The sequence below is a fragment of the Roseateles sp. P1_C6 genome, from assembly GCF_056406315.1.
Genome location: NZ_JBFUAK010000003.1, coordinates 471,712 through 484,175 on the forward strand (window position 1 = coordinate 471,712; position 12,464 = coordinate 484,175).

The window sequence follows — 12,464 nt, forward strand, 5'->3', positions numbered from 1 at the left end:
ATGGTCGGTCTGGCTCGCGCGATGCGCGATGCCTACAAGCTGGAGGCGTTGGAGCCGCGCGTGCTGCTGTCGGCCGACCCGGTGCTGGGTGCGGCGCATGCGGTGGTCATGCAGCCGGTCGACCCCTACGCGCAATCACTGGACGGCGCCTACGACCCGGCCGACGCGCTGGCCGACCACCCGGGTCATTTCGCTCATGCCACGCTGCCGGACGGCTGGCAGACCTGGGCGCCGAGCGCGCCCGAGGCTTCGTCCGCCGGCAGCCAGACCTTCGCCGTCGACGCGCGCGCCTTCGACGCCGGCCATGCACAGACGGCCAGCGGCTTCATGGCCGGCACGCTGAGCGTGCCACTGGACCACGCGGCCAACGACCCCGAGGTGCTGAATCTCAGCAGCGCGACGACGTTCTCGCATGCGCTGGCCGTTGTGAACCCGGGCGGCGCGCAGGCCGTCACGCAGACGACCGAACCCTCGCTGACGCTGGGTGTCGGCGACACCTTCGAGGTGGAGATCGACAGCACCGGCGCCGTCGACTTCGTCGATGTCAGCGGCCTGGCCACGCTGAACGGCACGCTCAAGGTCAGCCTGATCGGCGGCGCGTCGCCGACCGACGGCCAGACCTTCAAGTTCCTGCATTACGACCAGCTGTCCGGCAGCTTCGCCGAGGGCGAGGGCCTGGTCAGCGTCGGCAATGGCCTGTACTTCGAGATCCATCACGACGCGGCCGCGAAGGAGCTCAGCCTCATCGCGCACCGGCTCGACGCTCCCAGCACCTTTGCGGTCAACCTGCTGTACGCCGCGGCCGGCAGCAATGGCCAGGCGCTGGCCGACCAGGCGGGCGAGTGGTTCAACGCGGGTTATTTCGCTCGCAACCAGGCCTACAGCTTCGGCGGCACGCTGGACCTGGGCCAGGGCGTCAAGCTGTCCGGTACGCTGGCCGCCAGCTACACGCAGAACGTGCTGCTCAGCGACGGCAGCGGCACGCACAGCTACGACGTCTGGCAGATTGGCCTGGACGACGCCAGTGGCTACCTGGGCCTGAACTCGGCGGATGCCAGCAAGCCCGGCGTCACCTTCAGCCAGATCGACGCGGCAGTCGTGCTGCTGGACGGTCAAGGCGCCAATGCGGCCGGCTGGCTGCTGGCCAAGGGCGCGGCCGGTGGCATTGGCCTGCAAGGCGTCAGCGGCCTGACGCTGAGCGCCAGCAACCTGTCGCTGGAATTCAGCCTGGGCTTGGGCCAGCTGAACGGCGCGGCCAACCACGCGGGCATCGACCTCTCCAGCCAGCCGCAGGGCCTGCTGGTCGGCGGCAACCTGGTCAATTTCAACGGTGACGGCCACCTGGGCGATTTCGCGTCCATGAGCGGCACCGGCCAACTGGCCTATGGCCCGGTCACGCTGAGCGGTTCGCTGGGCCTGGCGGTATCGGCCGGCTCGCTGACGGCCATCGGCGACCACATCGAGGCCCGGCTGACGACGGGCAGCTTCGCGGCCGGCGTGACCGACGCCAGCTTCGGCGCGCTGATGACTTCGGGGGGCGGCCTGGCCATGGAGGCCAGCGGCGGCTTCCATCTGTCCGGCGGCGGCTTTGCCAGCGTGTCGGCCACGTCGGCGCTGCTGCGCCTGAACCTCAGCGGCGCCGACCAGACCGGCCATGTGCTGACGGCCGGCGCGCTCAGCCACACCTTCGGCACGCTGCCGGCCAGCAGCACGCCGACGGTCGACATCCGCGGCCTGCAGGCCAGCATCGGCGACACCTTCAGCCTCAGCGGCGACTTCGCCTTCGGCCGCGACGCCAACACCGGCGGCATGGACTTGATCGCCGCCAACGCCGGCTTCCAACTGGTCGCGGGCAGCTTCAAGGCCGGCGTCAGCGGCGCCCAGGTCGCCGTGGCGATGAGCGCCTCGGGTGGCGGTGTCGAGCTGGTCGAGGCCAGCGGCGCGGCCTTCCTGCAGCTGGGCAGCGATGTGTCAGCCAGCGCGTCCTCCGCCGCACTGCGCTGGAATGCGACGGCCGGCGACGCCAGCGGCCGCGTGCTGGCCGTCGGCAACGCCGGCTACACCTTCGGCGCCGGCTTCACGGCCGGCCTGCAGCAGGTCAGCCTGACCGGCGCCGCCCTGACGGTGGGTGACTTCTTCAGCGCCGGCGGCAACCTGGCGCTGGAGCGCAGCAGCGCCACCGTGCTGCTGGCCGCCGACAACACCAGCACCGCCGGCGTCGACGAGGCCACGGCCGGCGTGCTGGTCGACTGCTTCCTGCTCGGCGGCCATGGCCTCTCGGCCAGCGCCGGGGTGCCTGGCGGCCCGGGCCTGGCGCTGGCCGGCGTCGACTTCGCGCTGGCGCTGATGAGCGCGCGCAGCGACCCGACCCGCCACTGGACCAGCCTGCAGGCCAGCGCCGCAACGGCCGGCTTCAGCGGCCTGCCAGGCATCACGCTGACGGGCAGCAATCTGTCGGTCAGCGTCAACCAGGCCAGCAACGTCAACGACTCGGTCGTCGACTACGGTGCCACCCGCACGGTGCTGGCCGTGCCGACCGGCGCCGGCAGTTTCACGCTGGACATGGCCGGCTCGCGCGGCCGGCTGCTGCAGGCCTCCGGCACGGTCACCTTCGACATCTACGAATTCGTCCGCTTCAACGGCAGCCTGGCGCTGACGCGCAGCGACCAGGCCGTCACGCTGGCCGGCGGCGAGGTCGTGCAGACGCGGCTGCTGACGGTGGGCGCCAGCGGCGTCAGCGGCTTTGCCGGCATGAACGCCGGCCAGGCCAGCGCGATGGGCCTGAACCTCAGCGGCCTGGACCTGGCGCTGGCGGTGTTCGCCGACCGCAACAACGCCGCGCGCAGCTGGACCAGCCTGCAGGCCAGCGCGGCGTCGGTCGGCCTCATCGGCATCGACGGCGTCACGCTGACCGGCAGCAACCTCGCGCTGAGCGTCAACCAGGCGACCGCCGTCAATGACGCGGTGGTCGACTACGGCGCGACGGCGTTGACCGTGGCGACCGGCGGCCCCGGCATCACGCTGAACATGGCCGGCGGCGACGGCCGGCTGCTGAAGGCCAGCGGCACGCTGGCGCTGGGCCTGTTCGATTTCTTCAGCGCCAGCGGCAGCCTCGCCATCGAGCGCCGCGACACCAGCCTGCAGCTGGCCGACGGCAGCACGGTGCAGACCCGGCTGCTGGCCATTGGCGGCAGTGGCATCAACGGCTTTGCCGGCAACAACGGCGGCTCGGCCAGCAAGGTCGGCCTGGAGCTGACCAACCTGAATTTCGCGCTGGCGCTGCAGAGCAGCAAGGCCAGCCCGGCGCGCAGCTGGACCAGCCTGCAGGCCAATGTCGCCAGCGTCGCCTTGGTGGGCATCGACGGGCTGACGCTGTCGGGCAGCAACCTGGGCGTGCGCATCAACCAGGCCAGCCAGCTGAACGACGCGGTGGCCGACTACGCGGCGCAGAACCTGGTCGTCGCCACCGGCAGCAGCAGCTCGCTGACGCTCAACGAGGCCGGCAGCGAAGGCGAGATGCTGAAGGCCAGCGGCACGCTGTCACTGGACGCCTTCGGCTTCGTGCAGCTGGGCGGCAATTTCGCGCTGGAAAGCAAGGACTCGACGCTGCTGCTGGCTGACGGCAGCACCATGCAGACCCGCCTGCTGACGGTGGGCGGCAGCGGCATCAACGGCTTTGCCGGCAACAACGGCAACTCCGCCGACCGCGTGGGCCTGACGCTGACCGGCGCCGAGTTCGCGCTGGCGCTGCAGAGCAGCAAGGCCACGCCGACGCGCAGCTGGACCAGCCTGCAGGCCGGCGTCAACAGCGTCGCGCTGGTGGGCATCGACGGCCTGACGCTGGCGGGCAGCAACCTGTCCATCAAGCTCAACCAGGCCAAGGCGCTGAACGACGTGGTCGCCGATTACGCGACGCAGAACCTGGTCGTCGCCACCGGCCCGGCCGACACGCTGACGCTGGACATGGCGGGCAGCGAGGGCAAGCTGCTGAAGGCCAGCGGCACGCTGGCGCTTGACGCTTTCGGCTTCGTGCAACTGGGCGGCAATTTCGCCATCGAGAGCAAGGACGCGTCGGTCGTGCTGGCCGATGGCAGCACCGTGCAGACCCGCCTGCTGACGGTGGGTGGCAGCAACATCAAAGGCTTTGCCGGCAACAACGGCAACTCGGCGGATCGCGTCGGCCTGACGCTGACCGGCGCCGAGTTCGCGTTGGCGCTGCAGTCCAGCAAGGCCACGCCCACGCGCAGCTGGACCAGCCTGCAAGCCAGCGTCGCCAATGTCGCGCTGGTGGGCATCGACGGGCTGACGCTGTCGGGCAGCAACCTGTCCATCAAGCTCAACCAGGCCAAGGCGCTGAACGACGTGGTCGCGGACTACGCAGCCCAGGCCCTGGTCGTCGCCACCGGCCCGGCCGACACGCTGACGCTGGACATGGCCGGCAGCGACGGCAAGCTGCTGAAGGCCAGCGGCAACCTGGCGCTGGACGCCTTCGGTTTCGTGCAGCTCAGCGGTGGCTTTGCCATCGAGAGCAAGGATTCGACGCTGGTCCTCGCCGACGGGTCGACCGTGCAGACGCGCCTGCTGGCGATCGGCGGCGCCGGCATCAACGGCTTTGCCGGCAACAACGGCAATTCGGCCGACAAGCTGGGCCTGAGCCTGACCAACGCCGAGTTCGCGCTGGCGCTGCAGTCCAGCAAGGCCACGCCCACGCGCAGCTGGACCAGCCTGCAGGCCAGCGTCGACAGCGTCGCGCTGGTGGGCATCAATGGCCTCACGTTGGCTGGCAACAACCTCAGCATCAAGCTCAACCAGGCCAAGCAGCTGAACGATTCGGTCGCCGACTACGCGGCCCAGAACCTCGTCGTCACGACCGGCCCGGCCAACACGCTGACGCTGGACATGGCCGGCGCCGACGGCAAGCTGCTGAAGGCCAGCGGCAACCTGGTGCTGGACGCCTTCGGCTTCGTGCAGCTGTCGGGCGGCTTCGCCATCGAGAGCAAGGATTCGACGCTGATCCTGGCCGACGGCTCGACGGTGCAGACCCGCCTGCTGACCGTCGGCGGCAGCAACATCAACGGGTTCGCCGGCAACAACGGCAACTCCGCCGACCGCGTGGGCCTGACGCTGACCGGCGCCGAGTTCGGCCTGGCGCTGCAGAGCAGCAAGGCCACGCCGGCGCGCAGCTGGACGAGTCTGCAGGCCAATGCCAACAGCGTGGCCCTGGTCGGCATCGACGGCCTGACGCTGTCCGGCACCAACCTGGCCATCAAGCTGAACCAGGCCGGCCAGCTCGCCGACCCGGTGGCCGACTACGCCGCGCAGAACCTGGTCGTCGCCACCGGCCCCGCCGACACGCTGACGCTGGACATGGCCGGTGCCGACGGCAAGATGTTGAAGGCCAGCGGCCACCTGACGCTGGACGCCTTCGGCTTCGTGCAGCTGGACGGCAGCTTCGCCATCGAGAGCAAGGATTCCACGCTGGTGCTGGCCGACGGCAGCACCGTGCAGACCCGCCTGCTGACGGTGGGCGGCAGCGGCATCAGCGGCTTTGCCGGCAACAACGGCAACTCGGCCGACCGCGTCGGCCTGACGCTCAGCGGTGCCGAGTTCGCGCTGGCGCTGCAGTCCAGCAAGGCCACGCCCGCACGCGGCTGGACGACGCTGCAGGCCAGCGTCGGCAGCGTCGCGTTGGTCGGCATCGACGGCCTCACGCTGGCGGGCAGCAATCTCAGCATCCAGGTCAACCAGGCCAAGCAGCTCAACGACGCGGTGGCCGACTACGCGGCGCAGAACCTCACGGTCGCGACCGGCTCGGCCGACACGCTGACGCTGGACGTCGCCGGCAGCGACGGCAAGCTGCTGCGCGCCAGCGGCAACCTGCAGCTGGACGCGTTCGGCTTCGTGCAGGTCAGTGGCGGCTTCGCCATCGAGAGCAAGGACTCGACGGTCGTGCTGGCCGACGGCAGCACGGTGCAGACCCGGCTGTTGACGGTGGGCGGCGCGGGCATCAACGGCTTTGCCGGCATCAACGGCAACTCGGCCGAGCGCGTGGGCCTGGCGCTGACCAACCTCGAATTCGCGCTGGCGATGCAGTCCAGCAAGGCCACGCCGACGCGCAGCTGGACCAGCCTGCAGGCCAGTGCCGGCAGCGTGGGGCTGGTCGGCATCGACGGCCTGACGCTGACCGGCAGCGACCTCGCGCTGCGCATCAACCAGGCCAAGGCGCTGAACGACAAGGTCGTCGACTATGCGGCGCAGAACCTCGTCGTCGCCACCGGCCCCGGCAACACGCTGACGCTGGACATGGCCGGCAGCGAGGGCAAGGTCCTGAAGGCCAGCGGCACGCTGACGCTGGACGCCTTCGGCTTCTTCCAGGTCAGCGGCGGCTTCGCCATCGAGCAGCGCGACCAGGCGGTCACGCTGTCCGCCGCGACCAACGCGCAAGGTGTGCAGACCGCCACGCCCGCCACCGTCAACGCCCGTCTGCTGACCATTGGCGCCAGCAACGTGCGCGCGTTCGCCGGCATCAACGGCGGCACGGCCGACCAAGTCGGCCTGGAATTGACCGGCGCCAACTTCGGTCTGGCGCTGATCAGCGAAGTGGGTGGCGCCGCGCCGCGCAAGTGGACGTCGCTGGAAGCCACCGCCCAGCAGATCGCCCTGGTTGGCATGCCCGACGGCCTGACGCTGCAGGCCAACGACATCAAGGTGCAGGTCAACCGCGCGTCGCAGGTCGTGCCGGTCGGCGCCAAGCCCGCGGTCGTCGACTACGCCAGCGGTGCGACCGCGATGACCGTCGCCACCGGCCCGGCCAGTGGCATCACGTTCGACATGCCGGGCGCCAACGGTCCGATGCTGAGCGCCACCGGCACGCTGACGCTGGACGCCTTCGGCTTCGTGCAGGTCTCGGGTGGCTTCGCCGTCGAGAAGCGCAGCACCACGCTGTCGCTGGCCGCCACGCGCACGCTGCCGGCGCAGGACATCGCCGTCGACGTGCTGACCTTCGGTCTGGACAACGTCACGGTGTTCGCCGGTGTCAACGGCGGCACCGCCGATGCGGCCGGCCTGCAGATTGCTGGCGTGGACCTGGCGCTGGCGCTGATCAGCTCGCAGGCCGAACCCGGCCGCAAATGGACGGCGCTGCAAGCGAACGCAACGTCGGCCGGCTTTGTGGGCCTGTCCGACCTGCTGCCCACGGTGCGCAACCTCAGCATCGAGCTGAACCAGGCCAGCCGCGCCAACGACCGCGTCATCGACTTCGCCGCCGCGCCGCTGACCGTGCTCATCGGCCCCGGCCAGACGGCCGACATCACGCTGGACGGCAGCGCCGGCGAGCTGGTGCGCGTCGAAGGCGACATCACGCTGCAGCTGTTCGACTTCGCCTACCTGTCGGGCCGCATCGGCTTCGAGAAGTACAGCCCCACCGCGCCCATCACGCTGGCCACCGCCGCCGGCCTGCCGCAACAGGTCACAGCCACCTCCATGCTGGCCATCACCGGCCAGGGCGTCAGCGTCTTTGTCGGCTATGCGGACGGCGGCTTCGACACCAGCAAGACGCCCGACCAGCAGGCCGGCAACCTCTACGGTTTCGGCGTCAGCAGCGCGGACTTCGGCCTGCTCATCGCCAAGGCCGGCGGCCAGTCGTACACGGCGGCCAAGGCCAACCTCGCGCACGTCGCCGTCTACGGCTTCGACCCCAACGACTTCGAGCTCAGCGCCAGCGACCTGCAGCTGGAGATCAACCGCGCCGACGCCAGCGGCCGCAGCATCGACTTCGTGCGCAGCTTCGGTGCCGGTGGCCTGGCGCTGGGCTCGGCGGGCGCCATCGCGCTGGACTTCCGCGGCGGCGACCGCATCGGCGTCTACGCCCGCGAGGCGGTGCTGAAGGTCTCGGACTTCATCTACTTCCGCGGCGCCATCGGCTTCCAGAAGGCCGACTTCGGCAACACGCTGCGTGCCGGCAACGGCCTCACGCCGGTGCTGGGCGCCAAGGGCTTCTCCATCGCCGGCAGCGGCATCGACGCCTTCGTCGGCTATGCGGACGGCGGCATCGACGCGAGCAAGTCCTTCGCCGACCAGGCCGGCAGCCTGTACGGCTTCGGCGTGCAAGGCCTGAGCTTCGGCTTCTTGAGCGTCAAGGACCAGGCTGGCAAGACCTACCGCGCGCTGCGCGCCGACGCGAGCAACGTGGCCATCTACGGCGTCGACGCCAGCGACTTCCAGCTCAGCGCGACCGACGTCCACATCGAATACAACAGCGCCTCGCCGGGCGTGGGCGGCCTCATCACGCCGCTGAACTTCGCCGGCAGCCGCGCGCTGGACCTGCCCACCGGCGCCGACCCGGTCACGCTGAACTTCTCCGGCGAGCGGCTGATGCTGTCCGCCGCGCAGGCGACGCTGGCGATCTCGGACTTCGTGCTCATCCAGGGCAGCTTCGCCTTCCAGAAAGCCAGCTTCACGGGCCTGCGCAACACGCTGGGCCTGCCGCTGCTGAACGCGCGCGGCTTCACGGTCGGCGCCAGCAATGTCGACGTCTTCATCGGCTATGCCGACGGTGGCCTGGACCGCACGCGTCGCTTCCAGGACCAGACCAGCCAGCTCTACGGCCTGGGCGTGCAAGGCGTGGACATCGGCCTGCTGATGGCCAACGCCGGCGGCATCAAGTACACGGCGCTGAAGGCCCACGCGGATGCCATCGGCGTCTACGGTTTCGACCCCAAGGACTTCGAGCTGTCGGCCAACGGTGTCGACATCGAGCTGAACACGGCCACCGGCATCGCCCGGCCCATCGACTTCACGGCCGGCGGCAGCAGCGGCTTCAGCGTGCCTACCGGCGGCGCGCCGGTGGTGCTGGACATGTCCGGCAGCGTCATCGCCGCCAGCCTGACCGACGCGCGGCTGACCATCAGTCAGTTCGTGCACATCGACGGCAACTTCGCCTTCCGCAAGGCCGACGACGTCAGGTTGACCGTCAAGGCGCCGCTGGGCGTCAGCATCGCCGACGTGAAGATGCGCGCCATCGAGATCGGCGCCAGCGACGTGCACGCCTTCGTGGGCGTGGGCGGCGACAGCACGAACCCGAACGCCATCGGCCTGGTCGTCGACGACTTCGACTTCGCGCTGGGCCTGTACAAGGCCATGCCCGATGTGCTGAACCCGGCCGCCAACATCGTCGTCGGCACCAAGTTCACCGCACTCAAGGCTTCGGCCCGGCAGATCGGTTTCGTCGGCTTCGACCAGTTCATCGAGTTCTCGCTGAACGACGCACTGGTCGACGTCAACATCAGCAGCAACCCGCTCTACGTCATCGACTTCGCGGCCGGCGGCGGCCATGCCATCGCCACCGGCGGCACGCCCATCATGCTGGATGCCGGCAACCGCCTCATCAGCGCGACGGTGGGCCAGGCCAAGGCCAGCGTGGCGGGCATCGTCAGCCTGTCGGGCGGCTTCACCTTCCAGAAGCAGACGGTCGACGGCGTCAACTTCAACGCCGTGGGCCTGAACGTCGAGATCCCGGCCGACGTGCTGGTTGTCGCCGGCAAGAACGTCAACGCCTTTGCCGGCATCAACGGCCCCTATCGCCGCGACACCAACGGCGACGGTGTCATCGACGCGAGCGACACGCCCAACGACGACGCCATCGGCTTCGCCATCGACAACCTGGACTTCGCGCTGGCGATGCTGACGCCCACGCTGGGCGCCGGCATCACGCTGCCGGGCAAGTTCTACGCCTTCACGGCCAGCGCTGGTCTGGCCGGCCTGGTCGGCACCGACCCGTATCTCACGCTGCAGGCCACCGACGTCAAGCTGGGCTTCAACGGCGCATTCCTGGGCAAGTACCCGGTGCCCAGCGCCTACGTGGACTTCAGCAAGCTGCCCGGTGGCGGCCTGGCCATCCCCATCGGCAGCGACGCCAACGCGTTCAAGATCGACTTCGACAGCAACTCGCTGCGCATCGCGATGACGGCGACGCTGGGCGTGTTCGACCTGTTCTCGGTCACGACCTCGTTCGACTTCGACTTTGAACTCCCGTCCACCGGCCAGCTGATCCCGACCATCAGCCTGAAGAAGCTCACGAGCTTCCTGCCCGACAAGCTGCCGGGCTTCGATTTCCTCGACGGCGCGCTGGACTTCCTGAAGAACCTCGAGCTGTCCATCGGCTTCGATCCCAGCCTCGGCCTGACGCTGTTCGGCTCGGTCGAGCTGCCGAACCTGAACATCAACATCGCCAACTTCGTCCACATCCATGGCGATTTCAGGTTGAACCTGGGCGAGACCTTCACCGCCGACATGTACACCGGCCTGCCGGCCGAGCTGTCGCTGATCGAGCAGCTGCTGCCGGCCGGCCAGGCGACGCAGATCCTGCAAGGCCTGCGCGCCATCGGCGGCCTTTCCAGCGACTACTCGCGGCTGTCCAACGTCACCTTCAAGGGCCTGAGCTTCGGCGCGTCCGACGTCGACGTCTTCATCGGCGTCGGCAACCCCGACTTCACGAAGCCGCTGTCCAGCCAGGACGGCCTGATCGGTTTCGGCCTGCAGGACGTCGACCTGGGCCTGGGCGTCTTCAAGGCCGACCTGCCGAGCTTCTTCAACGCGCAGAACTTCCTGTCGCTGCAGCTGCATGCCCAGGAAATCGGCACCTACGGCTTTGGCAACATCCTGACCATCCGCGCCAGCGACGTGACGCTGGAAGTGCAGAACGGTGGCAAGCTGTTCGGCGGCCTGATGCGCTCGACGGCGGACTATTCCAGCATCCGCACCGTCGACGCCGGCGGCGTCACGCGCATCGGCTACGAGATCAAGACCGGCGGCACGCCGGTGCGGCTGACGCTGCGTGGCAACGACCTGATCGGCATCGACATCGGCCTGGCCGAGATCGCCGTCGCCGACTTCCTGTTCCTGCGCGGCTCGCTGGCCTTCCGCCAGGGCGACATCTTCAACGTCGCCATCGACATGGGCGGCCTGCGCCCGCTGCTGGAGAGCCTGGGCGTCAACGGCGACAGCCTGCCGCTGCAGGTCTCGGCGATGACGCTGGGCGGCTCGCACCTGAGCGGCTTTGCCGGCGTGGGCGGCCCATACCGCTACGGCGTCGACGCCAACAACGACGGCCTGCTGGACAAGATCAACGACAACGCCGTGGGCGTGGCGCTGGACGACGTCGACTTCGGCCTGGCCATCATGACGCCGGCCGTCGGCAAGGCCATCCCGGGCCTGGAGCAGTATTCACCGCGCTTCGTCACGGCCAAGGCCTCGGTGGGCTTTGCCGGCCTGGTCGGCATCGATCACAACATCCTGGACGTGCGCGCCGAGGATGTCGAAGTCAACATCAACAGCTTCTACGTGCCGTCCATCCCGGCACCGGTGCAGGCCGCCATCCAGCTGTTCGGCCCGCCGGCCATCAACTACCAGCTGAGCCCCTCGTTCAAGGACTACACCGAGGACAAGAACGGCAACGGCCAGCTCGACACCGGCGAAGACAGCAACCGCGACGGCCGCCTCAACGCCCACGGCTTCGCGCTGCCGGCCGGCGGCGGCAACAGCGTCTTCATCGACTTCACCGGCGACCTGGTGCAGGCCAAGATCGGCTACGCGTCCATCAACCTGGCCGGCTTCGTGCAGATCTCGGCGTCGATGGCCTTCACCAAGCGCGGGTCGGAGCGCGTCACGCTGGACAACGGCGAGGAGACCACGGTCACGACGCTGGCCATCGGCATCAACGACGGCTTCGGCTTCATCGGCGTCGGCGGCTACTGGCGCGACAGCAATGGCGACGGCCGCATCACCGAGACCGACAGCCCCGACACCTCGGCCGTCGGCTTCGCGATCAACGACCTCGACGTGGGCCTCATCGTCGCCAAGGAACTGGTCATCACGGCGCAGGGCGCGTCGGTGGGTGTCTACCTCGCGGCCCAGGCCAAGGTCACGGAGATCGGCCTGGTCGGCGTGCCCGACGTGACCTTCCATGCCGAGAACCTGCAGCTGGAACTGAACACCGGCGTGCGCATCCAGATCGGCACGTCGCAGTTCACGCAGGACACCTCGGGCGCGGTGACGCTGGGCGGCGGTGTCAGCCTGACCGGCGCCTTCACCGTCATCGACTTCTCGCGTGCCAACTGGAAGAACAGCCAGGGCGTCATCTCCCCCGGCTACGCCATCGAGACGGGCAACCCCGACGAACCCATCGTGCTGCTCTATAACGAGCAGTTCCTGCGCTTGTTCGGCGAGGCCGAGATCGACGTCTTCGGCCTGGTCAACATGACGGGCGTGTTCGACGTGCGCGCCAGTGCCAGCCAGGGCATCTCCGTCTTCGTCGACGTGCAGGCCCGCATCGGCACGGCCAGCGCGCCGCTGTTCACGACGCACGCGACCGGCCTGCTGGTCATCCGTGACGGCATCGCGATGCGCCTGAACCTGTCGGCCAACCTCGACTTCGGCGCCGTCGCCAAGTTGCATGCCGAGCTTGA

At 69.1% G+C, this 12,464-nt stretch carries 1 protein-coding gene (running past one end of the window); it reads left to right on the forward strand.

The window, feature by feature from the left end; all coding sequences use genetic code 11:
* Positions 1 to 12,464, forward strand: partial view of an LEPR-XLL domain-containing protein gene (locus AC1D29_RS08100; RefSeq protein WP_477896217.1) — the 5' end (the start) only. It continues 25,396 nt past the right edge of the window; 12,464 of the gene's 37,860 nt are visible here — the first part of the coding sequence; the start codon lies at positions 1 to 3; its stop codon lies off the right edge, out of view.